Raw genomic sequence first — 24,502 nt, 5'->3', positions numbered from 1 at the left:
TACAAGAACGGCGACAAGACCGCCGGCGACCTGGACTACGTGCCGATGCCCGACAAGGTGAAGGGCGCCATCGCCACCGCCTGGGGTGACATCAAGGACGCGTCGGGCAAGGCGGTACCTTACAAGTGAAGGAACCTCAAGACGGCCTCACCAGGTCGTCGATGGGTCGATCACCAGCGAGTCTTCACTGCACAGCCCAGACGATCGCGCCATAGTGACAGGCGGAGCCTGCGAGCACGAAGAGATGCCAGGTGCCGTGCGCGTGACGCCAATTCCTGCGGTTGCGGTAGAAGATGGTGCCGAAGGAATAGCAGCCCGCGCCGGCGAGGAGTCCCGCCAGAACTGGACGATCCAAGGCGGCTGCCAGGGGGAAGGTGGCCAGGACCGTCAGCCAGCCCAGCCCGAGGTAGAACGGCAGCGAGGGCGGCGCGGCGGGCCCGGCGCGCAGTTCGCGCACGATCCCCACTGCGGCGAGGCCCCAGATTGCACCTACTGCGACCGCGGCGCGCGGACCGTTCCACGTCAGGAGACCGAAGGGGGTGTAGGTCCCGGCGATCATGAGATAGATGGCGCAGTGATCGGCGCGACGCCAGATCGTCTTGGCGGCTCCCTGGGTGAAGTGGTAGAGCGTCGACGCCGCATAGAGCAGCACCGACGCCAGCGAAAAGACCGTGGCGCCCACGCTTGCTGCCGCGTCGCCCTTCATTACCGCCCCATTGACCAGGAGCGCGCCAGCGGCAAGCGACAGCAGCAAGCCCAGCAGGTGACTGAACCCGTTGAATCGCTCGCCTCTGACGATGCAAAGACCGGACCGCGCGATCGTGTTGGGGGTGAGCACGCCAGGATCAGACCCGCTTGCGATGACCGACAGATGACGCTTCTCGGCGGCGTTGCGTATGATCCTGTCGTGCAGCGCGCCGCCGCGATCATCGGTTCTGCGATCTTCCTGGTCATCGCTCCGGGCACGCTCGCCGTGTACATCCCTTGGTACCTCACGCACTGGCACTTCGCCCCTTCGCTGTTCCCGATCGCGCGCGTGCTCGGCGCCGCCCTGATCGTGGCCGGGTTGCCCATCTTGCTTGATTCGTTCGCTCGCTTCGCGCTGCAGGGCCTCGGCACACCGGCGCCCGTGATGCCTCCCAAGCGCCTTGTCGTCACCGGGTTCTATCGCTACGTCCGCAATCCGATGTACGTCGCAGTCACGGCGTTGATCGCCGGCCAAGGCCTCCTGTTCGGGAGCGCCTGGGTGCTGGAATACGGCGCGATCGTGTGGGCCGGATTCTTCTTGTTCGTTGTCGCCTACGAAGAGCCCGTGCTGGGCGAGCAGTTCGGCGACGAGTACAAGCGCTACCGGGCGAACGTGAGGCGATGGTTGCCGCGCATCACCCCATGGCGCGGGTAGGCGGGAAGAAGAACGCACGCGCCCCGCGGCCAATCCGAGGAGAAGTTGGCAAACCAAAGCACTGCAATGGGGCGCGCGAGGGCGTGAAATGTCAACTTGGTTATTACACTGAACCATCTTGTAACGCCTCTTGACCGCTCGAATGAATCCCCCATCGACCTCCTGCTCGAAACCGGTGATCAATGCAATCGCAGCAACTGCTGCAGCCTTGGCCCTTGCCGCGTGCGGCGGCGGCGGCGGCGGCTCAGGCTTTTCACTCCCGGTTGCCCAGGCGCCTGCAGCAGCGCCGGCCTTCCAAGCCGCAGCGCCTGTGCCTCCGCCGGCTGGTTCGCTGATAGGCAACACGGCACCTGTGAGCCATGCAGGCGTCAAGCAAACCGCGACGGCCGGAACGACGGTCAAACTCGACGGCAGCGCGAGTACAGACGCCGACGGTGACACGCTTTCTTATGCATGGACACTGGTCAGCAAGCCGACAGGCAGCGCATCTGCTCTCGTCGGCGCTGATTCGGCAAAGCCAACCTTCATTCCTGATATGGCAGGCACCTACGTCGCGAGCCTGACCGTCAATGACGGCAAAGTGAGCAGCCAGCCCTCCACAGTGACAGTGACGACAGACGCCATCGCCTTCGATTCGATGCCTTCGCCATTTCCGTCGAACATGCCGAGCTACGGCTTCGAGGCCTACGCCCTCAAGAGCCTCGGCGATCGCATCACCCTGCAGCCCGGCACCCCCCGAATGCTCAAGAGCATCACCGTCGCGATGAGCAGTTGGGCCTGCCAAAGCGGTGACTGGGTCTCCAAGAATTGCACTTCGAGCCCGAACGCTGCGTTCAACCACCCCATCACGATGAACGTCTACGACGACAAGCGCACGACATTGCTTGCGACGCTCACCCAGGCATTCAGCGTTCCGTATCGCCCGTCCGCCGATGCGGCATGCATGGGCACGGATGCGGGCAAATGGAGGGATTTGAACGGCGTCTGCAAGAACGGGTTTGCTTTCAAGATCGCATTCGATCTTGGTTCGCTCAACGTGACGCTGCCAGACACCTTCATCTACGAGGTCGTATACAACACGAACACCCAGGGTCCCGCGCCGATCGGGCAGCCAGGTGCCTACGACAGTCTCAATGTCGGCGTCTACGATTCAACTGCGGCCGGCCCATCCGTCGGTAGCGACTCGGACCCCGGTCTCTTGCTCTGGAACGGGTTGGTTGCGCATGCACAAAACGACCCGGCGAACAACTACGGGCTCATGGCGCAAGTCCACGTGACCACGCCCTGATCGTTCCGTCCCGGAAGCCTTCTTATGGCAACACGGCATCCAGCTCAATTTCGACGAATGCTCCGTCCGGCAGGCTTGCCACGCCAACTGCGGTTCGTGCAGGATTGATCGCGTCGGGCCATGCAATGGATAGCACGGCTGAGGCCGCGTCGAGCACAGCGGTGTGCGAGGTGAAATCAGCGGTGCTGCGGACGAAGCCGCGAACGCGGCATACATCCAGGCGCACCGGCAGCGCGCCGTCACAAGCAGCCGCCACGGCTGCAAGCAGGTTCAGCATGGCGACCTTTGCGGCTGCGCAGGCCGGCTCCAACGACGCACCAGGCGTGCACGCTCCGGAAATCGCCACACCGTCGATGCGGCAGGTCTGGCCGCTGACGGTGAGGAGCCGGCCTCCGCCTGGCATCGTCTGCAGATGAAAAGGCGCATAGCTGCCTCGAGGCTGCGGCGGTGCGGGAAGGCGATGCCCGGCAGCGGCAAGGCGCTGTTCTGGCGTTGTCGTGCTCATGGCAGCTCACCCCAGACGACTTGCCCGCTCAGCCAGCAGCCGACTATCACGCCATCGTCACCAAACCGGGCGCGCACCTCGATGGCTGAAGGTCTGCCCATCGCATCGCCTTGCCGGACTGTACAGACGATGGGCGCTACTTGTGACCCTGTCGCGATGGCGCCGGTGGCTGCAAGATGTCCCCACAACGCTGCTGCCGCAATCCCTGTAGCCGCGTCCTCTGGGTAACCCGAGGACTTCGGGAATTGCCGCGCGGCAACGACCGGCTCGCCGGTCGCTGCCTTGTCTGCCACGGCGTAGGGATACAAGCCGGTTGAGCCGACGGATGCGCACAGTGCCTCCATCGCTGCGAAGTCAGGCTGCAGCGCATTCAGCGAAGCCACATCGGGCAGCTGCACCAGGGTCTTGACCCGGCTGGTGCTGGCGTTGGTCATCACCGGAGCCAAGCCAGCGGGCAGGCCCAGCACCGCCCCGACACGTCGGCAGGCGTCGGGCGTCAGCGCCTTCGCCTGCACATTTGGCTGTGAAATCCATACGCGGGAGGCCACCGCATCCCACTCAGCATCGACCAGGCCGCTCAATGTTTCGATGCGTGCAGCGCGCGTGCGCCACTGGCCCCATTGGCGCAATGCCCACAGTGTGCCCACCGTGGCATGGCCACACATTTCCATCTCGTGATGCGGCACGAAGAAACGAAAGCGCCAGTCGGCATCGGATGCCGAGGCCGGCAGCACGAACGCCGACTCGTGCCCGGTGGTCTTCGCGATGGACTGCATGTCCTGCCACGGAAGGGCCGACGCATCTGACACGAAGGGCACGGGATTTCCGCCCGCTGCGCCTTTGACGAATACATCGACTGTTCGCAATTCGCCTGCGACGGGCGGTGTCATGGGGGACGAGGCAGGGGCGTTCTCAGTCAATTCTTGCCCCTACGGCCTTCACGATGCGCCCCCAGTAAGGAATGTCGGCCGCGACCGCGGCCTGCAGTTCGGCCGGGGTGCCGGGTCGCGCATTGATGCCCTTTGCGGCGTAGTCGGCGGCCACGGCGCGGTCGGCGAGGACCTGGTTCAGCGCATGGTTGAAGCGCTCCACCACATTGCTTGGCGTGCCACGTGGAAAAGCTACGCCGTACCAAAGGGACTGGGTGAAGTTCGGGATGCCCTGCTGCTGGAAGGTGGGCACGCCGGCCAACAACGCGTTGGGTGCGGTGGTCGCCACAGCCACCAGCTTCCCGCTCCGGATATACGGAACCAGGCCGGCCGGGTTGTCGAACATCAGTTGAACCTGCCCTCCCATGAGGTCGGCGTAGGCCGGCGCCGCCCCCCGGTAAGGCACATGCACCAGCGGCACGCCCGCATAAGACTTGAATTGCTCACCCAGCAGGTGCGACACGGTACCCGCACCGACGGACCCAAAGCTGTACTGCTGCGGGTTCTGCTTGAGCGTGGCGACAAGCGACTTCACGTCGGCGCCATGGACTGCGGGGTTGGCTGCCAGCACATACGGGGAGGTGCCGATGAAGCCCGCATAGGCGAAGTCGCGCAGAGGGTCGTAAGGCAGGCGCGGATAGACGCTGACGCTGACGGCATGGGTACTGGTGGTGGCCAGCACAGCGGTGTACCCGTCAGGCGCGGCCTTGGCCACGTAAGTCGAGCCGATGGTGCCGCCGGCGCCGCTGCGGTTGTCAATCACGACCGGTTGTCCCAGTTCCTTTTGCAGTTGGGGCTGAATGCTCCGGATGGCCAAGTCAGTGCCGCCTCCGGCCGGAAAAGGCACCACGATGGTGATGGGGCGGGTGGGCCAGGCTTGGGCCGAGGCGACTGCAGGGGCAAGCACGGCGAGCAGCGCGCCGGTCGCCAGCATTGCCTGGGCGAGTACATGACTGCGTGTAGGTAAGAGACGAGGAAGATGCACGAGAACTCCAGAGAGCATGACGACGCCTTCATGCTAGGAGCGAGCCTGTCGCCGCGCGAACCGGAAGGCGACAAGGCGCCAACCGATTTGCGACGCCAGCGGAGCAGCGCCGGCCGGCAGCAAAACACCTCAGGGCTGAACTTCGCGCAGGAGCCGGTTCAAGTGGCCGCTGTGGGTGAAGCAGAGCTGTTGGCTGACCAACGAAGGGGGTGCGCCCTGCGCAAGCAGTTCACGCGCTTTCAAGGCAAGCAATCGGCGGCGTACGGCCACCGGGCTGTTGCCCAGTTCGGCGGCGCAGGCGCGTTGCAACTGGCGAACAGAGACTCCGAGCTCTTCGGCTACCACCTCCACCGTAGGCAGTGGCAGCTCCCCATCCAGGGCGCTGGCGTAGCAAGTCAGCATGCGCTGCGAGAGCGGGGCTGCAGGGACCAGGGCCGATGCCGCCTGGCATTGAGAGGACCGTCGCGCGGACAATTGGGCGATGAGCGCGTGTATCAATGGCTCGCCGCTACCAAAAGCCAAAGTGGGGGCACTCAGAGCCTCAAGCATGGCGAATGCAGCGCCGTCGAGCTGGATGGCGCCAAAGCGGCTTCCAGAGCCCAGCAACTCGGGTCGAAAATAGAGTTCCCCGTGGCGTTGACGCAAGGCCCGTGACCGCGTGCTGTGCGCTGCCGACGCGGGCAACAGCAAGGCGGTATGGCGGACCAGCCGAAACGCCCGGGGTGCAGCACCGGGTTCGACAACCCAGCGGCTGTCGAGCGCACCGACTTGCGGCCACAGCAACATGGCGCAATCGTGCGTGTGCCAGTCGAAGCGGTAGTGCGGCTGTCGGCTCTGCCGCAAGGCAAAGCCATGGTCGGCGGTTGCCGCTAGCTTGGAGGAAAGGGGAATGGACATGGCCATTGGTGCTCCTGCCGCACGTAGAAAGGCAAGCGATTGCGTGCCGACGCTGCCCAACAGCCGCATCGGGGAATGGCTGCCGCATCACTGGATATCGGCCGACTATTCTTTGTCATCATGGGAAGGTCAAGTCCAAACCGAGCATCCTGCCATTCTTTCCTTGCTCATAGTGCCACTTGATGGCGAAGAACATGCCCGTGCCGAACACGAGGACCTTGAACGCAATGAAGACTATAGGGACCCAATCCATCATTTCGAGTATTTCCAGGCTATTACTTGACACTGGCTGCATTCTCCCCCTTGCGGCCTCGTCAGCCCTTGAGGTTGTTCGGTCGGCAGAGCCAGTGTGCGCCGAAGCCGACTGGAGGATTGCCGGTGCTTCCAGGACCCCGAAGAACACCGCGTGGCAATATTCGCTTTCGCACACCCCGCTCCTCCGGAATGAACGACGCCCATTCAATGGCCAGTTCCTTGGTCGCCCACTGGCGACCCAAGCCAATTCTCGAAGTCCATGAGGCGCGGACGATCGAGCAGGAGTTCTTCAGGCTGACGTTTCCTGGCCCCTATTTGGTCGCCGTCACGTTCTACCGCGTCGAGGGGCGTCCGGACCTCATGCGGGTGCGCTCGACCAACTGGCGCATGCAAGACGAACCGAACGGAATCTTTCGGATTGAGGATTGCCGTGAGTTTTACCGTCGGCTGAGAATGGCAGGATTTGAATGAGGCGGATGCTCGTACCTGGCCTGATCTTGTCTTGATGACAAGAATGGGCTCCTAATGCCGGCGACGGGGCGTCCCCTTCGAGACAAGCCAAGACGATCCGGCAATGCGGTGTTACCTGGATGCCACGATGCCGGGTGGCTTCCACGTTCCTTCACCAGCCGGCAGGATCGACGGCGGTGTGTCCTTCGGCCAATAGAGCCGCATCGCCAGGTAGATCGGGCCATCCGGCGCAGGAAGCCAGTTCGCTTCGAGCGCCTTGCCCGGTGAATCCTTCTGGATGTAGAGCGTCAGCGAGCCGTCGCGGTTCTTCTTCATGCCCGAGACCATCGGCGAGTTGATGAGGTATCGATTGATCGGGTTCTTGATCAGGAGCTGGGTCTTTCCGTCGTACATCGTCACCGACCAGAACGCATTCACCGGCGGCGTCTGGCCGGCGGGGAAGGTGAGCGTGTAGTTGTGCTTGCTGCCGTCGAGCGGCTGGGCCTTCTCGTCGACACGCGTCAGCGGATAGGCCGCTTCGATCGCATCGTTGCCGTAGATGCCGCCCTTGGCCGCGCCGGCGCGCATCAGCCAGTCCTGCTTGTAGAAGTTGCGATCGCCGAAGAAGGAGCCGATGTTCCAGCCGTTGACGTCCTTGGTGCCGGTCGCCAGCCATTTGTCGATTTTCTCGTCGCCGGCCTTCATGCCCAGCAGCACGGCCCCCTTGTGCTCGAGCGAGAGATCCTTGAATTCGAAGGTCTTGCCGGCGCCGATGCCGATGCGGGCGATGCGGGCCCGCACGTCACGGTCTTCGGCGGAAGGTGGAACGAACTGAAGCGCAGCGTCCAGGTACTCGTAGAAGTTCTCCTTGATGCCTGCCGTGGTCGCCGGCACGAACTTGACGGCAGCCGCTGCGGGCGGCGCGGTGCGGCCCAGGAAAGCGGACAGCGGCTGCACCTTGTAGCCAGACTGCACCTTCACCACGTTCGGCATGTCCTTGGGACTGAAGAGCTGGGTCCGGTAGATGGCCAGTGCGAACGGCGTGGTCGAGGTGAACACCTTGCGCACGCCGGGCGGTGTCTCGCCCCTCCAGTCCGGCCCGACGACCATGTAGCTGCCCGCGCCGTTGCCGGTCGCGCGGCTGCCGATATAGCCGAAGTTGTAGGTGTTGCCGTCGTTGAGCATCACCGCGTAGTAGCGCTTGCGGTCCACCGCGGGGACCGTCAGCACCATCGGCTCGGTGCGCAGGTCCATCCATGCCAGCGAGTAAGGCGTGTCGCTGTTCGGCGTGATGACCGCCGTGTCCTGGTAGGTGTAGACGCGCGCCTCGTTCTTGATCTGGTTGAACGGCGCCTTGAATTGCGGGCCGCCCTTGTCGACAGCGTATTCGTTCATCACCGCGTAGTTCATCACGATGGGCAGGCCGTAGATGAAGGCCTCCTCTGCAATCGCCTTGGTCTCTGCGAGGCTCGGCGCCGGGATGCCTGCGGCCTGGTCCGCCTTGGCGGCCTGCGCGATCGGATCGCTTTGGCTGGCGCAGCCGGCGAGTGCGGCCATGGCGAGCGCGAGCGTGGCGCATTTCATGAGTGGTGTCGAATGCAGTGTCACGGAAACAGACTCCTCGAACGGTTTGGGCGCAACGGGGAAGGGCGCGAGCGGGAGGCTACTGGGCTCTGGCGGCCGCCACCATTGGACCAAAGGTGGGGGGTGGGCTGGTTTGGCCCGCCGCTCGACCCGCTTCATCGGTGCTTCTTCGAGACGCGGGCGATCAATTCATCGACCCTCGACAGAAAGAGCTTCAAGGTCGTGGATGTGTTGGCCTTGTGGTGCGCCACCACCAGGGGGATCCTGGGTGCTTCACCCCCCTTGATCGGTCGCGCGACAACCGATCCAGGCAGGAAATTCTCGGCATAGATCGGCAACAAGGCGAACCCGCGCGTCGACGCGACCAGCGAGATCGCCATCGCCAGATTGTCAGCCTCGTGCTGAAGCGTGACGTCCAGCCCCGTGCGATCGACATAGTCGTCGATGACCATCCGCAAGGCCGGCGCGGTCGCGGAGACGTGGATGAACGGCTCGCCGGCGAGCGCGGCCGGGTCGATCGCCCTGCGCGAGGCCAGTGGGTGATCGCTCGGCAGCACGACGACCAGCGGCTCATCGACCACGACGCGGAACACGAGATCGTCGGCGCCCTGCTCGTGCCGCATGAACGCGGCATCGAGCTTTCCATTCAGCAAACCCTTCGCCAGGTCGGGCGAGAACTGGCTCGACACGGTGACCTCGAGCTTTGGCAACTCGTCGCGCAGCACATGCATCGCCTCGGGCAGCCAGTCCATCTCCTGGCCGGTGAGGAAGCCCAGCGCGAACGTGGCCTTTGGAAGCTGCGCGGCGCGCCGCGCCGCGACGCCCGCTGCTTCGACCTGAGACAACGCCAGTCGTGCGTGATCGAGGAAGGCGCGGCCGGCCGCGGTGAGCTCGATGCCGCGGGCCCCGCGCGTCATCAATGGCGTCCCGACCTCGTATTCCAGGTCGCGCAACTGCCGGCTCAACGAGGGCTGCGCCGTGTGCAGCTTCTGGGTGGCGGCGACAGTCATGCTGCCTGCTTCCGCAACCGCGACGAAGTAGCGGAGATGGCGAAGTTCCAAGGGCGATCCCATGCTTTTGAGGTATGGAAGCCAGCTTACAAAGTCTTTGTGGAACCCGCAAGGCGGTCATAGATTCCTCTCACCCGCAGCGATGCTGCAACAACCAGGAATCGACATGACATACCTCACAGGCAAGACTGCTCTGGTCACCGGTGCCTCTCGCGGCATGGGCAAGGCGGCCGCGCTGGCGCTCGCCAAGGCCGGCGCCCAGATCCTCGTCCACTATGGTCGCGGCACGGAAGAAGCGAACGCGGTCGTCGCTGAAATCCGCAAGGCCGGCGGCAGGGCCGACGCAGTCGCCGCCGACCTGAGCGCGGCCGACGGCGCGCACAAGCTCGCACGTCAGGTGACTGAAGTGATCGGCGGGCGCCTCGATATCCTGGTCGCGAACGCCGGCATCTCGGTCGGTGCGGCGATCGAAGACACGACCGTGGAGGATTTCGATCGCATGTTCGCCGTCAACGTGCGTGCGCCGTACTTTCTTGTCCAGCAGCTGCTGCCCACACTCGGAAAGGGCAGCAGTGTGGTGCTGCTGTCATCGTTGGCCGCGCATGCGTCCGTTGGCACCTTGTCGGCCTACGCCGCGACCAAGGGCGCCATCGATACGCTGGTCAGGCACTTCGCGTCGGCACTGGGCGAGCGCGGCATCCGGGTCAACGCGGTCGCGCCGGGCGTTGTCGACACCGACATGTCGAAGTTCGCGCGCACCGACGCCGGTCGCGATTTCACGTTGGGCATGCAGGCGCTGAAGCGCGTCGCGCAGCCCGACGACATCGGTGATGTCGTGGCCTTCCTGGCCTCCGACGCGGCGCGCTGGATCACCGGCGACACCTTGCACGTCGACGGCGGCTCCAAACTCTGAACTGGGTGGCGGTGGCGCTCACGCTCAGTCCCCGATGTCGAAAGTCACGCCCTGCGCCAGCGGCAGCGCGGTCGAGTAGTTGATGGTGTTGGTCGCGCGGCGCATGTAGGCCTTCCAGGCGTCGGAGCCGGCTTCGCGGCCGCCGCCGGTGTCCTTCTCGCCTCCGAAGGCGCCGCCGATCTCCGCGCCGCTCGGGCCGATGTTGACGTTGGCGATGCCGCAGTCGGATCCGGCGCACGACATGAAGCGCTCGGCTTCGCGCATATCGAGCGTGAAGATCGAGGACGACAGGCCGGCGCCCACCGCGTTGTGCCACTCGATGGCCTGGTCGAAGCTGCTGTAGCGCACGACGTAGAGGATCGGCGCGAAGGTCTCGCGCAAGGCCGGGCCGGCGTGCGCCGGCAGCTCGACCAGCGCCGGGCGGGCGTAGTACGCGCCATCGCCCCCGATGCCGGCCACGCGTTCGCCGCCATGGACGGTCGCGCCGGCCGCGCGGCTTTCCGCCAGCGCCTTTTGCATGCCGTCGAATGCGGCGCCATCGATCAACGGCCCGACCAGCGTTCCGGAGGCGCGCGGGTCGCCGACCTTCACCTGGCCATAGACCTTCGCGAGCCTGGGCACCAGCGTGTCGTAGATGCTGTCATGCACGAACAGCCGGCGCAGCGTGGTGCAGCGCTGGCCTGCCGTGCCCATGGCGGCGAAGGCGATGCCGCGCAAGGCGAGGTCGAGGTCCGCCGAGGGCGTGACGATGGCCGCGTTGTTGCCGCCGAGTTCGAGGATGGCGCGCGCGAAGCGGGCGGCCAGCCGAGGACCGACCTGGCGTCCCATCGCCGTCGAGCCGGTGGCCGACAGCACCGGCACACGCGGGTCGTCGACCAGCACTTCGCCGATATCGCGCTGCCCGACCAGCAGCTCGAGCAGGCCCTCGGGCGCATCGCCGAAGCGGGCGAGCGCGCGCTGCGCGATGGCGTGCGTGGCGAGCGCGGTCAGCGGCGTCTTTTCGGAGGGCTTCCAGACCACCGAATCGCCGCACACCAGCGCCAGCGCCGCATTCCACGACCAAACCGCCACAGGGAAGTTGAAGGCGGAGATCACGCCGACTACGCCCAGCGGATGCCAGGTTTCCATCATCCGGTGCTCGGGGCGCTCGGTCGCGATCGTCAGCCCGTAGAGCTGGCGCGACAGGCCGACCGCGAAGTCGCAGATATCGATCATCTCCTGCACTTCGCCCGCGCCTTCCGACGGCACCTTGCCGACCTCGAGGGTCACGAGCAGGCCGAGGTCGGCCTTGGCCGCGCGCAGCTCTTCGCCCAGCAGGCGCACCAGTTCGCCGCGACGCGGTCCGGGCACCAGGCGCCACGTCAGCTGCGCGGCATGGGCGCGGCCGATCGCGGCCTTGGCTTCTTCGCTCGAGGTCTGTCGCGCAAGGGCGATCGTCTCGCCGCTGATCGGCGAGCGCACGGCGAGCTCGCCATCGGCGTACGCCGACTTCGGCACGCCAAGGCGTTGCAGCAGTTGATCGACCTGGGCGGCGATGGGCGCGGCGGTGGAGGCAGATGCGGCTGGCATGAGGGGGTCTCGGGGCAATGGGTTGGTGGATGCAATGTCGGTGAATCCGCAACTTTTGCATAGCAAAAAATCGGAAGAAGGCCCGCCGGGCGCTCGGGGGTGCCCTAGCCGGACACGATCTCGAAAACGTCGCCATTGGTTGGCGTCGCTTCCTCGTGGTAGACGTCGTAGAGATACTGTGCCAGCTCGGCGTGCGGCATGTCGGAAGGAATCGCGAGTTCCGCGGGACGACGCTTGCCGTCGTTTCCCGTCAGGTGGGCGATCCAATCGCCGCCGACGCGTTCGATGGAAATGATTCGTCCGAAGACGTTGAAGCGGTATCTCATGTCGTGTTCGTTTCGCGCGGTGGCTGGCTGCCCCTGAACACCGCCAATTGGTCGGCGAACGCGCGCTGGTAAGCCGGCCGCGCTTCACCGCGGGCGACATAGGCCGCGAGGTTCGGGTATTCGTCCAGCAGGGTCGACCCGCTCAATCTGCGCAACACCGTCACCATCAGCAGGTCGCCGGCGCTGAACGCATCGTCGAGCCAATCGGCGGCGCCGAGCCGGCGCGACAGCTCGCCCAGGCGGACCCGGACGCGCTCTTCGAGAAGGGGCAGGCGCTCTTGGAACCAGGCCTTGTCGTGCTCCAGCAGCATGGTGATGCCGCGATCGAGGATCGGCGGTTCCACCGTGTTGAGCGCGGCGAACATCCAGGTGATCGCGCGCGCCCGCGCGTTGGCATCGTCCGGCAGCAGGCCCGGATGCCGCTCGGCGACATGGAACACGATGGCGCCAGACTCGAACAGGGCGAGATCGCCTTCTTCATAGGTCGGAATCTGCCCGAAGGGATGCAGCGCGCGATGCGCCGGTTCCTTCATGTCCTTGAACGAAACCAGACGCACGGCATAAGGCTGGCCCGCTTCTTCGAGCGCCCAGCGAACGCGCATGTCGCGTGCCAGCCCTCGGCCGCGATCGGGAGATTGTTCAAAGGCGGTGATGGTGGGGGTCATCGGCATGCTCCGAGGGGTGGCAGGACACCAGTGTCGCCGAGCAGGCGCCCTGGAGCGGCTCCAGCTCGCGGTAGAAGAAGGTCGTGGCGCAGAGTCCGCCCTGCGGCAGCAGCGCATAGCCGGGGATCACGCCGACCCGCTGCCAGCCCAGCCGGGCATAGAGCCGTTCGGCGCCTTCGCTGGCGGTGTCGAGCACCAGCAGCGATTTGCCGCAGTCGCGCGCCATCTGCTCGGCCGCCTGCATCAGGGCCTCGCCCCAGCCCCGGCAGCGCGCGCGCCGGAGCACGAGCATCTTCGACAGGTCGGCCCGGTGCGGCTGGTTGTCGGGCTGGGCCAGCACCAGTTGGACGGTGCCCACGATGCCGGCGTCATCCTCGGCAATCAGCAGGGCGCGCTCGCCCCGCGCGACCCCTTCGGCCACCTCGCGCCAGAACGCCGTGGCGCGGGCGGGCGGCAAGGGGTCCATGAAGCTCACCGAGGCGCCGCCTTCCACGCAATCGATCAGCAGGTCGGACAGGGCACGCAGTTGTGCTTCGGAGACTGTCTGGAGCCGCCGGATACGCTGGGCGGAAGGTGTTCGGGTCTGCATGTCATCTCCAGGGCGAGGGCAGGGTGGCGATCACGACCGCATAGCGCGTGAGGCGTCGCGTGGGGTTGTGGTAGCTCACGGGACGGTCCAGCGCGTGGGCCAGGCAGTCGCCGGCGTCGAGCCGATGGCAGGCCTCGCCGACCGTGACTTCGATGGTGTTGTCGAGCACCCATACCTGCTGGTGGATGCGCGGCTCGCGGGCGCCGGTCTCGTAGGCCACGCGCGCCTTCGGCGGAAAGGCCACCTCGACGATCTGGATCGGCGAGGCTCCTCCCGCCGGCGAGACGTTGCGCCGCACATAGCCCGAATGCGGATCGCGCCACAAGGGCTGGTCGGCCAGCCGAGCCACCGGGTCGTCGCCGGCGCGCGGCGGCTCGAACAGCGAAGCCAGCGCGACGCCGAGCCCGGTGGCGAGCTTCTCCAGTACGACAGCGGTCGGGCTGCTCTCGCCGCGCTCGATCAGCGAGATCATCGAACGGCTGACGCCGCAGTGCGACGCCAGCGCGTCGAGCGACAGGCCGCGCGCGGCGCGCAGCTCGCGCACCCGCTGGGCGATGCGGTCGTTCAGGTCGCTTGCTTCATCCGTCATGCTGGAATAAGTATCCGATATATTGGATGCGACGTCCAGCCGCGGCTTGGTTAGGATCGTTGGCTGACGCGGCCGACGCCGTTGTCGAGAAGGAATACCCATGCGAACCCTGGAACTGCCTGGCGGCGGAACGATCCCCGCATTGGGACTCGGCACCTGGAAGATCGGCGAATCCGCTGGTCGCCGCGGCGCCGAAGTCGCTGCGCTGCGCGCCGCCATCGCGATGGGTTACCGGCTCATCGACACCGCCGAGATGTACGGCGAAGGCGGCGCCGAGGAGGTGGTCGGCCAAGCCATCGCCGAAGCCTTGCGCGCGGGCGACGTGCGGCGCGAAGAGCTGTTCATCGTCAGCAAGGTCTATCCGCACAACGCCAGCCGGCGAGGGACGGCCAAGGCCTGCGCCCGCAGCCTGGCCCGCCTGGGGCTCGACCAGGTCGATCTCTACCTGCTGCACTGGCGCGGCGAGCATCCGCTCGGCGACACCTGTGAAGCGCTGCAGGCGCTGGTCGCCGAAGGCAAGACACGCCACTGGGGCGTCAGCAACTTCGACACCGACGACATGGAGGAGCTCGCCGCTCTGGCCGGCGACTGCGCCGCCAACCAGGTCTATTACTCGGTTGCCGAGCGCGGCCCCGAATTCAGCCTGTTGCCCTGGCAGCGCGAACGCGCCATTCCGCTGATGGCCTACAGCCCGATCGACCAGGGGGCGCTGGCCGCCGACGCCGGCCTGCAGACGATCGCCGAGCGGCTCGGCATCAGCGCGGCGCAACTGGCACTGGCGTGGGTGCTGGCGCAGCCCGGCGTGGCCGCGATCCCCAAGGCGGCGCGCGAGAGCCATCTGCGCGAGAACCTCGCGGCCGCCGAGCTGACGCTGGGTCCGGAGGTGCTGGCCGAGATCGATCGCCTGCATCCCGCGCCGCGGCGCAAGCGGCCGCTGGCGATGATCTGAGCCGGGGTCAGTGCGCCTCGGCCTGCTTGGCGGCGGCCACGATCGCCGCCTCATCGTGCTTGGCGCCATTCAGGAACAGGTTCAGCAACACGGCGCAGACGGAGGCCAGCAGGATGCCCGACTCCACCAGCGAATGGATCGCATGCGGCATCCACTGCTTGAAATTGGGTGCCAGCAGCGGGATCATGCCGACCCCGATCGACACCGCGACGATCATCGCGTTGTGCCGGTTGGTCTTGAAGTCCACGCCCGAAAGAATGCGGATGCCGGTCGCCGCGACCATGCCGAACATCACCAGGCCGGCGCCACCGAGCACCACGGTCGGCAGCGACTCGACCAGCGCCGCCATCTTCGGCAGCAGGCCCAAGACGATCAGGATCGCACCGCCGGCCACGCAGACATAGCGGCTCTTGATGCCGGTCACGGCCACCAGCCCGACGTTCTGCGAGAAGCTGGTGTACGGGAAGGTGTTGAAGATGCCGCCGATCAGGGTGCCCAGGCCGTCGGTGCGCAGGCCGCGCGCCAGGTCCTGCTGGCTGATCTTGCGGTCGGTCATCTCGCCGAGCGCGAGGAACATGCCGGTCGACTCGATCATCACCACGATCATGATCAGCGACATCGTGAGGATCAGCACCGGGTCGAACTGCGGCATGCCGAAGTGGAACGGCAGCACGATGTCGAACCAGGCAGCGCTGCCGACCTTCTCGAAGGTCATGAAGCCGAAGGCGGTGGCGACCACCGCGCCGATCACGATGCCCAGCAGCACCGAGATGTTGGCGATGAAGCCACGGGCGTACTTCACGATCAGCAGGATCGACACCAGCACCAGCGCCGCGATGGCCAGCCCGCCGAGGTCGGCGTACTTGGGGTTCGGCACCGAAGGCACGATCGACAGCCCCTTGGGTACCGGCGGCACGGCCGAGCCGGGCGAAGTGACGTCGGCCAGCCACTTGGCGTACACCGGGTCGACCAGCGCCGGCGCGGTCGGGCCCACCGGGTTGCCGAAGATCCAGTTGATGCCCACGCGCATCAGGCTGATGCCGATCACCGCGATGATGGTGCCGGTGACCACCGGCGGGAAGAAGCGCAGCATGCGCGAGACCATCGGCGCGATCAGTATCGAGATGACGCCGGCGCCGATGATCGCGCCGAACAGCAGTTGCGCGCCGGCCTGGCCCGGGTTGGCGTTGGCGATCGCGACCATCGGTGCGACCGACGCGAAGGTCACGCCCATCATCACCGGCAGCTTGATGCCGAACCACTGGGTGGCGCCGAGCGCCTGGATCAGCGTCGCGACACCGCAGCAGAAGAGGTCGGCCGAGATCAGCAGCGCGACCTCCTGCGGCGTGAGCTTGAGCGCGCGGCCGACGATCAGCGGCACCGCCACGGCGCCGGCATACATCACGAGCACGTGCTGCAGGCCGAGGGCGGCGAGCTTGCCGGCCGGGAGGCGCTGGTCGACCGGGTGGATGGAAGGCGAGGCAGCCGTCATTTGCGTGTTTCTCCTGGGCAACGTGGAGGAAAAGGGGACGAGCGAACGGCGCGGCGCCTTGAATCGTCCACCGTTCTGTACGCGAAACTGTATACAGATCAGGCGACGGGCTGTATGGCGGAAAACCCGCGCTCCGAGCGCCCAAGCAAGTCGCGGGCCCGCGCTTGTCAGGCCAGCAGGGCCTTGACGAGGTCGAGCTGCCGATCCGGCACGCCGGCCGAAAGCTGAAGGTTGGCCTCGATGCGCAGCAGGTGGTCGGTCATGCACGCCACGGCGGCCTCGGCATCGCCGCTGCGGCAGACGCGCAGGAATTCAGCGTGCTCGTCGGACGAGCAATGCGGATCGTTCGACGAGTGGTACAGCATGGCGATCAGGGAGCTGCGCGCCACCAGCTCGCGGATCAGTTCTGCCAGGGTCTGGTTGCCGGTGGCCTCCGCCAGCGCGACGTGGAAGTCGCCGAGCAGCTTTTCCCGCACCGTGCCGGTGGTCGTGGTGGCGCGCAAGGTGGTGCGCTCGAACTGGATGTGCTGCTCGAGCGCCTGATAGTCGGCGGGACGCGCCTTGGCGACGAACAGCCGCACCACCTCGCTTTCGAGCAGGCGCCGGACCCCGAAGACTTCACGCGCCTCCTGCACGCTGGGCTTGCTGACGAATGCACCCTTGTCCGGGATCATTTCGATCAGCTTTTCCTTCGACAGCGTCAGCAGCGCCGCCCGGATCTTGGTGCGGCTGACCGAGTACAACCGCCCCAGAGCTTCCTCGCGCAGCCAGGTGCCGGGCGGCAGCCGCTTCTCGACGATCGCGGTGGCGATGTCCTGCGCGATGCCTTCGATGGTGGCGGTCTTGTCGACCGCGGCCTCGGTCCCGGCGCTCGCGGGCGACGGCAGGGCGTGGGCGGAAGCTTTGGGGGCGCGTGGCATGGCCCCATTGTGAATGAGGCCGAATCAGGCCGCCCGCTTCAGCGGCGGCGGCATCGCCGGCAACGCGAAGTCGCCGAGCAGGCCGCTGATCGGCTTGGGCAGCGGGCGTGCCAGTTCGCCGCGCTTGCTGGTGGCCAGGCGCAGGCTCACCAGCGATTCGATCAGCTGCGTGCCGGCCGCCACGCCGTCGACCACCGGCACGCCGAGCACCTGTCCGATGTGCTCGCAGAGGTCGGCCATGCCGGCGCAGCCGAGCACGATCGTGTCGGAGCCGTCCTCGTCGAGCGCGCGGCGGCATTCGTCGACGATGCGCTCGCGCGCGCGCGATCCGGGCGCCTCGAGTTCGAGCACCGCGATCTCGCAGGCCCGCACGTTGGCGCAGAAGCGCTTCATGCCGTAGGTCTCGGCGAGGTGCCAGGCCTGTCCCATCGTGCGGCCCAGGGTGGTCACGACGCTGAAGCTGCTGCCCACCAGGCTCGCCAGATGCATGGCCGCCTCGGCGATGCCGACCACCGGGCCGCGCGCCAATTCCCTGGCGGCCTTGAGGCCGGGGTCGCCGAAGCAGGCGATCACGTAGCCGTCGATGCCGTCGCGCTCGCCGGCGGCGATCTCCTGCAGCAGGCCGGGCACCGCCAGCGCCTCGTCGTAGTGGCTCTCGATCGAGGCCGGCCCCATGGCGGGGCTGACCGCCATGATCTCGGTGCCGGGCCGTGCGACCGAGCGCGCGCAGGCTCCGATCTTCTCGGTCATGCTCCAGGTGGTGTTGGGATTGATGATCTTGATTCGCATGATGGGTCGGGGAAGGGAAATGAGCGCTCTTCAGCGCTTGCGGTTCTGCAGCATGTAGAAAACGAAGCCGAGCCCGGTGCCGATGAACCAGGCGTAGTTGGCGGCGCCGCGCAGGGTCGGCACCAGCACGCACAGCACCGGCACCAGCGCGGCCGGGATCAGCGCCCAGATGGCGCGCCGGTTGTAGCCCTTGTCGTACCAGTAGGCGCCTGCCGGGCTCAGGGTGTAGAGCGCATCGACGTCGACGCGCTGCTTCTGCACCAGGTAGTAGTCGGCGATCAGGATGCCGAACAGCGGCCCGATGAACGAACCCAGGATGTCCAGCGTGTAGTGGATGACTTCCGGGTTGTTGTAGAGGTTCCACGGCGTGATGAAGACCGAGCCCACCGCGGCGATCATGCCGCCGGTTCGCCAGCTGATCTTCTGCGGTGCGACGTTCGAGAAGTCGAAGGCCGGCGAGACGAAGTTGGCGACGATGTTGATGCCGACGGTGGCGATCATGAAGGTCAGCGCGCCGATCACCACCGCGGTGGTGCTGTCGATCTTCGCCACGGTGTGGACCGGATCGGTGATGAGTTCGCCGAACACCGGCAAGGTCGCGGCGGAGGTGATCACGGCCAGCAGCGAAAAGAAGAGGAAGTTGACCGGCAGGCCCCAGAAGTTGCCCTTCTTGACGGCGTCGAAGCTCTTGCCGTAGCGCGAGAAGTCGCCGAAGTTGAGCATCGGTCCGCTGAAGTAGCTGACCACCAGCGCGGTCGCGCTGAGCATCACTGGCAGGGCGTCCCAGCCCGAGAACTTCACGCCACCCAGGCGCATGTCGATGTTGCTCCAGCCGGCCTTCCAGACCAGCCAGCCGCACAGCGCCGCCATCACCACGTACACGGCCGGACCGGCCCAGTCGATGAAGCGCCGGATCGCTTCCATGCCGTGCCAGAACACGAAGGCCTGCAGCACCCACATGACCATGAAGGCGACCCAGCCGAGGGTCGAGAGGCCGACGAAGCCGTGCTGCGCCACATCCGCGTAGGGCGCGAGGCCGGGATAGAAGTGCAGCGCCAGCAGCATGAAGGCGCCCGATGCCAGGTAGGTCTGGATGCCGTACCAGGCGACCGCGATCAGGCCGCGGATCACGGCCGGGATGTTGGCGCCCAGCACCCCGAACGAGGCGCGGCAGATCACCGGATAGGGCGTGCCGGTCACCTGGCTGGGCTTGGCCACCAGGTTGCAGAAGAACTGCACGATGCAGATGCCCACCAGCAGCGACACCAGCACCTGCCAGCTCGACAGGCCGAGCGCGAACAGGCTGCCGGCCGTGATGTAGCCGCCGACGCTGTGGACGTCGGACATCCAGAAGGCAAAGATGTTGTATTGGCCCCAGGTCTGCCGCTTCAGCGGCGCCAGGTCTTCGTTGGTCAGGCGCGGGTCATAGCCCGGCTTGATCCGTGCGTTCGATTCGCTCGGGTGCATGGCGCCTGGGATCGGCAGCTCGATGCTGGCTTGGCTGGCGGTTGCGTTCACGGGTGTCTCCTCGTGGCGGATGGTCGAAAGGTCCGAACGGAATGTTCGGCCTGCGGATTGCACCCTATATTTGTATACAAAAAATGGGTGCAATCAAGTTCGAAGTGAGGCGGAAGACTCCGTGATTACCCTGATGGCGCTGCGAAGGACCCTCAGGGGGCCGGAAGAAGGACGAAAAAAGTACTCAAGATTCAATGAATCATCTTGTTACTTAAGAAGTAACTAGGCACAATGTATTACATCGATTCAGTGCCGACGCAGGTGCTGCCAAAGATCAACCATCTCTTTGCGAGGTCCCGATGAAGACTCAGAAACAGGCAATCAGCGAGGGCTACGACGTCGATCTGTCGGGCCCCGGACGACCGATGGGCGCCAAAGGCAAGTACCCGGACTTCGACGTGATCCCTCTGCTCACGGAAATGGAGACCGAGCTCATCAACACGCTGGGCCTGGTGCGCCAGCTGCTGCTCGAAGGCGTGCCGTCGAAAGACGCCCGGGAGGGCGTGGTGCTCGCCATCGACGGGCTGCTGGCCGCCGCGCGCTCGTGATCATTTGCCGACCCAACGCACAAGGAGACAGGACATGAACAGCTACAAGACGGCGAGCCAGGCGACCGGCGTGGCGCGCACCTTGAGCCGGAGCGCCGGCTGCACCATCCTGGTCTATCAGGCCGCCGACAACCGGTTCGTCACCGCTCGGCCGTCCGACGCGGTCAGCGGGCTGGTGATCGGTATCTACCAGAACGGATACAAGCTGCAGAGTGCCCAGCGCGCCTGATTCCCGGAAGCTCGTCGGGCGTGGCTTGTGAAAATATTAGAAACAATTCTAATTAATGGATTAATATTAAATTGATCCGAGTTCATTTTCTATTTGCTTCGAAAATTCGAAATAGGCAATAAGAAAAATCTGAATATTGAAAATATATGATCTGGTAATATTATGTGATGTTTTGCGCGATCTGATGCATTATTGAATCTTGAGTGCCTGATTATTCCGTCATCAATTCTGAAACGCCCTAAAATCGCGTTGAATTGTGAGTGGAGTGACACTGGAAGATAAAAGTCTCCCTCGCGAGCGGCCGCCGGCCACCGAAATCAACGCAGGGGAATCAATATGCATACAGTCATCGTCGTCGACGATCATCCCGCCATTCGTCTGGCGGTCCGGTCCGCCCTTGAATCCGGAGGCGAATTCCAGGTCGTGGGCGAGGCGGGCGATGGCCCCACCGCCCTGGCTGCGATCCGCGACCACCGTCCCGACCTGGTCATCCTCGACCTGGACCTGCCGCGGCTCAGCGGACTCGACCTGATCGAGAGGGTCCGAAAATCTCTGCCTTCGACCAAGCTGCTGGTGCTGTCGGCCCAGCCGGAATCCATCTTTGCCGCCCGCACGGTGCAGGCGGGCGCCAATGGCTTCATGAGCAAGAGCGAAGACATGTCCGCCGTCGCGCAGGCTGCCAGGACGGTGCTCGCGGGCTACAGCATGTTCCCGTCGTCGGCGCTGTCTTCGCACGGGCACGCCCACTCCGGCGCACCGCCCGATGCCCTGATGAAGTCGCTGTCCGACCGCGAACTGACGGTGCTGCAATACCTGGCCCGCGGCATGAGCAACAAGGAAATCGCCGAAACCCTGCTGATCAGCAACAAGACGATCAGCAGCTACAAGACGCGGATATTCGAGAAGCTCGGAATTTCCACGCTGGTCGAACTGGTCGATTTCACCCGCGCCCATCACCTCGTCTCTTGAAAGGGGCGAATGATGTGGGGGGAATTGTCGGGGATCGCACCCTGGGGCTATGAAGTGGCCGCCGGATTTGCGCTGTGCTTCGTCATCAGCGTGATCTGGAACCGAAAACTGCGAAAAGAGATGCGTCGGCGACTCGCCGTCAAAGCCGAATTGTGCGATCAGCTCGCCTTCCAGCGCGCCATGCTCGACGCCATCCCGCAGGCCATCTGCGTGCGCGACAACGAGGCCAGGCTGGTCTTCTGCAATGCTGCCTTCGAGAAAATGTGCGGTACCACCCGTGCCGCCATGGAGGGCAAGACCCTCGGAGAAAGCGGCCTCCAGTACCTCGAGCCGGAAACGTCGGCCCTGCTTCACGCCCGCTACCTCGACCTGCTCGAGACTGGCCAGTCGCTGAACGAGGATGTCGACGTGGTTCTCGATGGCGAGCCGCGCCGGATGGCCCACTGGGCGGTCCCGGTCGCACTCTCGCAAGGGGGCCGGACGCGCGCCCTGGTGGCTGGCGCGATCGACGTCACCGAGCGCCACCATCTGATCGACCTCAGCCAGGTGGCGCGGGCCAAGGCCGAGGAGGCCAGCCGCGCCAAGTCCAACTTCCTCGCGACCATGAGTCACGAGATCCGCACGCCCATGAACGCCGTGCTGGGCATGCTCGAGCTGCTGACGCGCGAAGGCCGCCTGTCGGCCAAGGATCGCGAATCGGTGGACCTGGCCCGGACTTCGGCAGTAGCCCTGCTCGGGCTCATCGACGACATCCTCGACATGTCCAAGATCGAAGCCGGCGGCCTCGAGATCGCCCTGGCGCCGGCCCGGCTGCCGGCGATCGTCGACGAAGTGGCCCGGATGTTCGGCGGCCTGGCCCGCCAGCACGGTCTGGCGATGGTGCTCGACATCGACCCCGCGGTCGGCGAATGGCACAGCGTCGACGCGGTGCGTTTCAGGCAGATTGCCAACAACCTGGTGAGCAACGCCATCAAGTACACCGATGCCGGCAGCGTCACCGTCCGGCTGCGCCGTGCGGGCCGCGAGGCCGACGTCGAGACGATCGCCCTCGAGGTCGAGGACACGGGCATCGGGATTGCCCCGGAGGACGTGGAGAACCTGTTCCGGCCGTTCTTCCAGGCCGAGGCGGCCGGCCCGCGCGCCATCGGCGGCACCGGGCTGGGTCTGCCGATCGTCCAGCGCCTGTGCCGGCTGCTGGGCGGGACCATCGACGTCCGCAGCCAGCGTGGCCAGGGCACCTGTGTCCGGGTCGAGCTCGCACTGCGGGCCGCTGCGCCTCCGGACGCCGCGCCGGCCGCGGCCGCAGCGCCGGAGCCCGGCGCCTTTCTGCGGCGGCGCGGCCGCAGGATCCTGGCGGTCGACGACCATCCGGCCAATCGGCTGCTGCTGCAGCGCCAGCTCGAGCACCTGGGCCTCGAGTGCGAACTGGCGGAGGACGGCGAGACGGCCCTGGCGCTGTGGCGCGACGGCGGCTTCGACCTGGTCATCACCGACTGCTCGATGCCGGTCATGGACGGTTATGCCCTGGCGGTGGCCATCAGGGAGCTGGAACGCGAGCGCGGCCTGCCGCGCTGCCCGGTGCTCGGCTGCACGGCGCACGTCCAGGAGGCGGACCGGCGCCACGCCCTCGAGGCTGGAATGGACGAGTGCCTCATGAAGCCCTTCAGCCTCGATGCCTTGTCGGCGGTGCTTCATCGCCATCTGCCCGCGGATGCGGCCGAGCAGGTGCCTGCGACGCCGGTCGAACCGCCGCCGCACCAGCCGTTCGAGGCCGCCTTCGACCCGCTCGCGCTGCGCCGGCTGTCCGACGACGACGCACGGGTCGAGTCGCGCTTTCTCGAGGCGCTGTGGCGGACCAATCGCAGCGACGTCCGGGAGCTCGCCGCGCACCTCGGGTCGGGTGCGTTGTCCGAGGCGTCGTCGATGGCGCACAAGATCCTGGGCCCGGCCCGGATGGTCCGGGCCGAGCGCGTGGTGCGGGCGTGCGAGATGCTCCAGCGGGCCTGCCAGGGCGAGGAGGCCCTGACCCCCGGCGCCGCCCTGGCCCAGCTCGAGGCGGCCGTCGACGAACTCGACCGGGCGGTCGAAGCGCAGCTGAGGGGCCTGGCGCAGCCGGCAGCCTCGGACTGAACCGGTCGCGCAGCGCCAGGCCCCGGGTGTGGATCAGCCGTTCAAGGCGCCCTTGAGACTGCGTTCGGCCTCGATCCTTTGCCGGGCCGCTGCGCGGGTCGAGGCCTGGAAATCGTCCGGCACGACCAGCACGTCGCTGGTGGCCCAACACAGCACCCGTTGCGCCACGCTGCCGAACACGAAGTCCGCGATCGGCGAGTTGCGCCGCTTTCCGACCACCAGCAGATCGGCGCCCACGTGGTCCTGCTGGACCACCGCCTGACGGGCGGGATCTCCGTAGCCGATGGCGCTCAGGACGCGATTGCGGCGGCTGTCGAACGAATCGGTCAGCCAGAAGATGCGGTCGCGGGCGTGGCGCATGCATTCGTGCCTGTAGGCCTGGATCGCGCGCCGGGACGCCTCGGCTGCGCGGAGCTTGGCCTCGTTCAAGGTGCTGATGGCATGGAACAGTTCGACCTCGGCGTTGCTGTCCAGCGTCCAGGCCAGCTGCACCAGCCGCTTCGATGCGGGCGTGAAGTCGACGGCGACCAGAATTCGCTCGTAGCCGCGGTGCGGCGTGGTCTTGGTCACGAGCACCGGGCAGCGGCACAGGCGCGCCAGCCGCTCCGCGGGCTGCCCCTGCAGCAGCGAGGCCATCGTGCGCTCGCGCCAGTGACCGAGCACCAGCAGGTCCGCGCAGCTGGCTTCCTCGGCGACGTGTGCCAGCGTGTTCGCGGTCTGGGCGACGGGCCGCACCGTGATGGCGAAACGATGGCCCAGTTTCCTGGCGGCAGTTGCGAGCCGGCTGGCGCCGTTCTCGGGCGGCGCATTGCCGCTCGCCGGCAGCACCATGAGCTTGAGGACGGCGCTGTGCTCGGCCGCGAGCCGGGCCGCGCGTTCGATGGCGAGGCCGGCTGGCTGCGAGAAGTCGGTCACGGCCAGGATGGATCGGATGGTCATGGAGGTCTCCTCTTCGCGCTTGGCGCGCGCTGGCGCCGCGGTCGAGGGGCGACCGCGCGCTGC

The 24,502-nt window shown here is 66.2% G+C and carries 27 protein-coding genes and 1 pseudogene; 11 read left to right on the top strand and 17 right to left on the bottom strand.

Annotation, left to right across the window (positions count from 1 at the left end):
- A pseudogene (locus tag QTI68_RS39195) lies at window positions 1-129 on the top strand (phosphate ABC transporter substrate-binding protein PstS); the annotation flags it as partial.
- Between the two features lie 55 nt (window positions 130-184).
- On the opposite strand, the gene trhA reads toward QTI68_RS39195, so the two are convergent.
- Complete coding sequence (gene trhA / locus QTI68_RS39190; RefSeq protein WP_503011809.1) at window positions 185-838, bottom strand: PAQR family membrane homeostasis protein TrhA; 654 nt, start codon at window positions 836-838, stop codon at window positions 185-187.
- A 33-nt stretch (window positions 839-871) separates the two neighbouring features.
- Between trhA and QTI68_RS39185 the strand changes: the two genes are divergently transcribed.
- A complete protein-coding gene (locus QTI68_RS39185; RefSeq protein ID WP_286529710.1) occupies window positions 872-1,402 on the top strand; it encodes a methyltransferase family protein in 531 nt (176 codons plus the stop codon).
- A 142-nt stretch (window positions 1,403-1,544) separates the two neighbouring features.
- Window positions 1,545-2,690, top strand: a complete 1,146-nt coding sequence (locus tag QTI68_RS39180; protein WP_286529709.1) for a PKD domain-containing protein — start codon at window positions 1,545-1,547, stop codon at window positions 2,688-2,690.
- Between the two features lie 22 nt (window positions 2,691-2,712).
- Here QTI68_RS39180 and QTI68_RS39175 read toward each other — a convergent pair whose 3' ends face one another.
- The 4 genes from QTI68_RS39175 to QTI68_RS39160 all read right to left on the bottom strand — a co-directional run bounded on the left by QTI68_RS39175 (window position 2,713) and on the right by QTI68_RS39160 (window position 6,006).
- Window positions 2,713-3,195 (bottom strand): RidA family protein, encoded by a 483-nt coding sequence (locus QTI68_RS39175; RefSeq protein WP_286529708.1) that lies wholly within the window; start codon window positions 3,193-3,195, stop codon window positions 2,713-2,715.
- Window positions 3,192-4,085, bottom strand: a complete 894-nt coding sequence (locus QTI68_RS39170; protein ID WP_286529707.1) for a PhzF family phenazine biosynthesis protein — start codon at window positions 4,083-4,085, stop codon at window positions 3,192-3,194. The genes QTI68_RS39175 and QTI68_RS39170 overlap by 4 nt, the downstream gene beginning before the upstream one ends.
- A 22-nt stretch (window positions 4,086-4,107) precedes the next feature.
- A complete protein-coding gene (locus QTI68_RS39165; RefSeq protein ID WP_286529706.1) occupies window positions 4,108-5,058 on the bottom strand; it encodes a Bug family tripartite tricarboxylate transporter substrate binding protein in 951 nt (316 codons plus the stop codon).
- A 180-nt stretch (window positions 5,059-5,238) separates the two neighbouring features.
- Window positions 5,239-6,006: an AraC family transcriptional regulator gene (locus tag QTI68_RS39160; protein ID WP_286529705.1), complete on the bottom strand. Its 768-nt coding sequence runs from the start codon at window positions 6,004-6,006 to the stop codon at window positions 5,239-5,241.
- Here QTI68_RS39160 and QTI68_RS39155 point away from each other — a divergent pair.
- Complete coding sequence (locus QTI68_RS39155) at window positions 5,999-6,289, top strand: hypothetical protein (RefSeq protein ID WP_286529719.1); 291 nt, start codon at window positions 5,999-6,001, stop codon at window positions 6,287-6,289. The genes QTI68_RS39160 and QTI68_RS39155 overlap by 8 nt on opposite strands.
- Before the next feature lie 161 nt (window positions 6,290-6,450).
- A complete protein-coding gene (locus tag QTI68_RS39150) occupies window positions 6,451-6,732 on the top strand; it encodes a hypothetical protein (RefSeq protein ID WP_286529704.1) in 282 nt (93 codons plus the stop codon).
- A 111-nt stretch (window positions 6,733-6,843) separates the two neighbouring features.
- Here the strand turns inward: QTI68_RS39150 and QTI68_RS39145 are convergent, their stop codons facing one another.
- Complete coding sequence (locus tag QTI68_RS39145) at window positions 6,844-8,295, bottom strand: DUF1254 domain-containing protein (protein WP_286529703.1); 1,452 nt, start codon at window positions 8,293-8,295, stop codon at window positions 6,844-6,846.
- Window positions 8,296-8,450: 155 nt separating this feature from the next.
- A complete protein-coding gene (locus QTI68_RS39140; RefSeq protein ID WP_286529702.1) occupies window positions 8,451-9,356 on the bottom strand; it encodes a LysR family transcriptional regulator in 906 nt (301 codons plus the stop codon).
- A 115-nt stretch (window positions 9,357-9,471) separates the two neighbouring features.
- Here QTI68_RS39140 and QTI68_RS39135 point away from each other — a divergent pair, with 115 nt between their 5' ends.
- Window positions 9,472-10,218, top strand: coding sequence for an SDR family NAD(P)-dependent oxidoreductase (locus tag QTI68_RS39135; RefSeq protein ID WP_286529716.1), 747 nt, complete (start codon window positions 9,472-9,474; stop codon window positions 10,216-10,218).
- A 24-nt stretch (window positions 10,219-10,242) separates the two neighbouring features.
- Here QTI68_RS39135 and amaB read toward each other — a convergent pair whose 3' ends face one another.
- The 5 genes from amaB to QTI68_RS39110 form a co-directional block, all read right to left on the bottom strand.
- On the bottom strand, window positions 10,243-11,787 hold the full coding sequence (gene amaB, locus QTI68_RS39130) for an L-piperidine-6-carboxylate dehydrogenase (protein ID WP_286529701.1): 1,545 nt from the start codon (window positions 11,785-11,787) through the stop codon (window positions 10,243-10,245).
- 104 nt (window positions 11,788-11,891) lie between these two features.
- Window positions 11,892-12,113, bottom strand: coding sequence for a DUF7661 family protein (locus QTI68_RS39125; protein ID WP_286529700.1), 222 nt, complete (start codon window positions 12,111-12,113; stop codon window positions 11,892-11,894).
- Complete coding sequence (locus QTI68_RS39120) at window positions 12,110-12,778, bottom strand: glutathione S-transferase family protein (protein ID WP_286529699.1); 669 nt, start codon at window positions 12,776-12,778, stop codon at window positions 12,110-12,112. Before QTI68_RS39120 ends, QTI68_RS39125 begins: the two co-directional genes overlap by 4 nt.
- Window positions 12,753-13,367 carry a GNAT family N-acetyltransferase gene (locus QTI68_RS39115; RefSeq protein ID WP_286529698.1) on the bottom strand — a complete coding sequence of 205 codons (615 nt, stop codon included), beginning with the start codon at window positions 13,365-13,367 and terminating at the stop codon, window positions 12,753-12,755. Before QTI68_RS39115 ends, QTI68_RS39120 begins: the two co-directional genes overlap by 26 nt.
- A 1-nt stretch (window position 13,368) precedes the next feature.
- On the bottom strand, window positions 13,369-13,956 hold the full coding sequence (locus tag QTI68_RS39110; RefSeq protein WP_286529697.1) for a helix-turn-helix domain-containing protein: 588 nt from the start codon (window positions 13,954-13,956) through the stop codon (window positions 13,369-13,371).
- Between the two features lie 100 nt (window positions 13,957-14,056).
- On the opposite strand from QTI68_RS39110, the gene QTI68_RS39105 reads away from it, so the two are divergent.
- A complete protein-coding gene (locus tag QTI68_RS39105; RefSeq protein WP_286529696.1) occupies window positions 14,057-14,905 on the top strand; it encodes an aldo/keto reductase in 849 nt (282 codons plus the stop codon).
- 7 nt (window positions 14,906-14,912) lie between these two features.
- Here QTI68_RS39105 and QTI68_RS39100 read toward each other — a convergent pair whose 3' ends face one another.
- From QTI68_RS39100 to QTI68_RS39085, 4 genes are all read right to left on the bottom strand, one after another.
- Window positions 14,913-16,397: a nucleobase:cation symporter-2 family protein gene (locus QTI68_RS39100; protein ID WP_286529695.1), complete on the bottom strand. Its 1,485-nt coding sequence runs from the start codon at window positions 16,395-16,397 to the stop codon at window positions 14,913-14,915.
- A 167-nt stretch (window positions 16,398-16,564) separates the two neighbouring features.
- Window positions 16,565-17,317 carry a GntR family transcriptional regulator gene (locus tag QTI68_RS39095; RefSeq protein ID WP_286529694.1) on the bottom strand — a complete coding sequence of 251 codons (753 nt, stop codon included), beginning with the start codon at window positions 17,315-17,317 and terminating at the stop codon, window positions 16,565-16,567.
- 24 nt (window positions 17,318-17,341) lie between these two features.
- Window positions 17,342-18,106 carry an aspartate/glutamate racemase family protein gene (locus tag QTI68_RS39090; protein ID WP_286529693.1) on the bottom strand — a complete coding sequence of 255 codons (765 nt, stop codon included), beginning with the start codon at window positions 18,104-18,106 and terminating at the stop codon, window positions 17,342-17,344.
- 30 nt (window positions 18,107-18,136) lie between these two features.
- The gene (locus QTI68_RS39085) at window positions 18,137-19,573 is read right to left on the bottom strand and encodes an NCS1 family nucleobase:cation symporter-1 (RefSeq protein ID WP_286529715.1); all 1,437 of its coding nucleotides are present in this window, start codon (window positions 19,571-19,573) and stop codon (window positions 18,137-18,139) included.
- 350 nt (window positions 19,574-19,923) lie between these two features.
- Here QTI68_RS39085 and QTI68_RS39080 point away from each other — a divergent pair, with 350 nt between their 5' ends.
- The 4 genes from QTI68_RS39080 to QTI68_RS39065 all read left to right on the top strand — a co-directional run bounded on the left by QTI68_RS39080 (window position 19,924) and on the right by QTI68_RS39065 (window position 23,500).
- Window positions 19,924-20,172, top strand: a complete 249-nt coding sequence (locus QTI68_RS39080; RefSeq protein ID WP_286529692.1) for a hypothetical protein — start codon at window positions 19,924-19,926, stop codon at window positions 20,170-20,172.
- A 34-nt stretch (window positions 20,173-20,206) separates the two neighbouring features.
- On the top strand, window positions 20,207-20,401 hold the full coding sequence (locus QTI68_RS39075; RefSeq protein ID WP_286529691.1) for a hypothetical protein: 195 nt from the start codon (window positions 20,207-20,209) through the stop codon (window positions 20,399-20,401).
- A gap of 336 nt (window positions 20,402-20,737) precedes the next feature.
- Complete coding sequence (locus QTI68_RS39070) at window positions 20,738-21,370, top strand: response regulator transcription factor (protein WP_286529690.1); 633 nt, start codon at window positions 20,738-20,740, stop codon at window positions 21,368-21,370.
- A gap of 9 nt (window positions 21,371-21,379) precedes the next feature.
- The gene (locus QTI68_RS39065; RefSeq protein ID WP_353506476.1) at window positions 21,380-23,500 is read left to right on the top strand and encodes an ATP-binding protein; all 2,121 of its coding nucleotides are present in this window, start codon (window positions 21,380-21,382) and stop codon (window positions 23,498-23,500) included.
- 33 nt (window positions 23,501-23,533) lie between these two features.
- Here the strand turns inward: QTI68_RS39065 and QTI68_RS39060 are convergent, their stop codons facing one another.
- Window positions 23,534-24,439, bottom strand: coding sequence for a universal stress protein (locus QTI68_RS39060; protein WP_286529689.1), 906 nt, complete (start codon window positions 24,437-24,439; stop codon window positions 23,534-23,536).
- Window positions 24,440-24,502 lie beyond the last annotated feature (63 nt).

Origin of the sequence: Variovorax sp. J31P207, from assembly GCF_030316965.1 — a bacterium.
Taxonomy (GTDB): domain Bacteria; phylum Pseudomonadota; class Gammaproteobacteria; order Burkholderiales; family Burkholderiaceae_C; genus Variovorax; species Variovorax ginsengisoli_B.
This window is presented reverse-complemented; position numbering and strand designations above follow the sequence as displayed.

Coding starts and splice junctions, on each gene's coding strand:
- QTI68_RS39065 (WP_353506476.1), top strand. CDS start 21,380: ATGATGTGGGGGGAATTGTCGGGGATCGCACCCTGGGGCTATGAAGTG.
- QTI68_RS39145 (WP_286529703.1), bottom strand. CDS start 8,295: ATGAAATGCGCCACGCTCGCGCTCGCCATGGCCGCACTCGCCGGCTGC.
- QTI68_RS39155 (WP_286529719.1), top strand. CDS start 5,999: ATGGACATGGCCATTGGTGCTCCTGCCGCACGTAGAAAGGCAAGCGAT.
- QTI68_RS39095 (WP_286529694.1), bottom strand. CDS start 17,317: ATGCCACGCGCCCCCAAAGCTTCCGCCCACGCCCTGCCGTCGCCCGCG.
- QTI68_RS39100 (WP_286529695.1), bottom strand. CDS start 16,397: ATGACGGCTGCCTCGCCTTCCATCCACCCGGTCGACCAGCGCCTCCCG.
- QTI68_RS39160 (WP_286529705.1), bottom strand. CDS start 6,006: ATGTCCATTCCCCTTTCCTCCAAGCTAGCGGCAACCGCCGACCATGGC.
- QTI68_RS39115 (WP_286529698.1), bottom strand. CDS start 13,367: ATGCAGACCCGAACACCTTCCGCCCAGCGTATCCGGCGGCTCCAGACA.
- QTI68_RS39175 (WP_286529708.1), bottom strand. CDS start 3,195: ATGAGCACGACAACGCCAGAACAGCGCCTTGCCGCTGCCGGGCATCGC.
- QTI68_RS39150 (WP_286529704.1), top strand. CDS start 6,451: ATGAACGACGCCCATTCAATGGCCAGTTCCTTGGTCGCCCACTGGCGA.
- QTI68_RS39085 (WP_286529715.1), bottom strand. CDS start 19,573: ATGCACCCGAGCGAATCGAACGCACGGATCAAGCCGGGCTATGACCCG.
- amaB (WP_286529701.1), bottom strand. CDS start 11,787: ATGCCAGCCGCATCTGCCTCCACCGCCGCGCCCATCGCCGCCCAGGTC.
- QTI68_RS39070 (WP_286529690.1), top strand. CDS start 20,738: ATGCATACAGTCATCGTCGTCGACGATCATCCCGCCATTCGTCTGGCG.
- QTI68_RS39080 (WP_286529692.1), top strand. CDS start 19,924: ATGAAGACTCAGAAACAGGCAATCAGCGAGGGCTACGACGTCGATCTG.
- QTI68_RS39165 (WP_286529706.1), bottom strand. CDS start 5,058: ATGCTGGCGACCGGCGCGCTGCTCGCCGTGCTTGCCCCTGCAGTCGCC.
- QTI68_RS39105 (WP_286529696.1), top strand. CDS start 14,057: ATGCGAACCCTGGAACTGCCTGGCGGCGGAACGATCCCCGCATTGGGA.
- QTI68_RS39060 (WP_286529689.1), bottom strand. CDS start 24,439: ATGACCATCCGATCCATCCTGGCCGTGACCGACTTCTCGCAGCCAGCC.
- QTI68_RS39185 (WP_286529710.1), top strand. CDS start 872: ATGACGCTTCTCGGCGGCGTTGCGTATGATCCTGTCGTGCAGCGCGCC.
- QTI68_RS39135 (WP_286529716.1), top strand. CDS start 9,472: ATGACATACCTCACAGGCAAGACTGCTCTGGTCACCGGTGCCTCTCGC.
- QTI68_RS39180 (WP_286529709.1), top strand. CDS start 1,545: ATGAATCCCCCATCGACCTCCTGCTCGAAACCGGTGATCAATGCAATC.
- QTI68_RS39110 (WP_286529697.1), bottom strand. CDS start 13,956: ATGACGGATGAAGCAAGCGACCTGAACGACCGCATCGCCCAGCGGGTG.
- QTI68_RS39120 (WP_286529699.1), bottom strand. CDS start 12,778: ATGACCCCCACCATCACCGCCTTTGAACAATCTCCCGATCGCGGCCGA.
- QTI68_RS39075 (WP_286529691.1), top strand. CDS start 20,207: ATGAACAGCTACAAGACGGCGAGCCAGGCGACCGGCGTGGCGCGCACC.
- QTI68_RS39170 (WP_286529707.1), bottom strand. CDS start 4,085: ATGACACCGCCCGTCGCAGGCGAATTGCGAACAGTCGATGTATTCGTC.
- QTI68_RS39090 (WP_286529693.1), bottom strand. CDS start 18,106: ATGCGAATCAAGATCATCAATCCCAACACCACCTGGAGCATGACCGAG.
- QTI68_RS39125 (WP_286529700.1), bottom strand. CDS start 12,113: ATGAGATACCGCTTCAACGTCTTCGGACGAATCATTTCCATCGAACGC.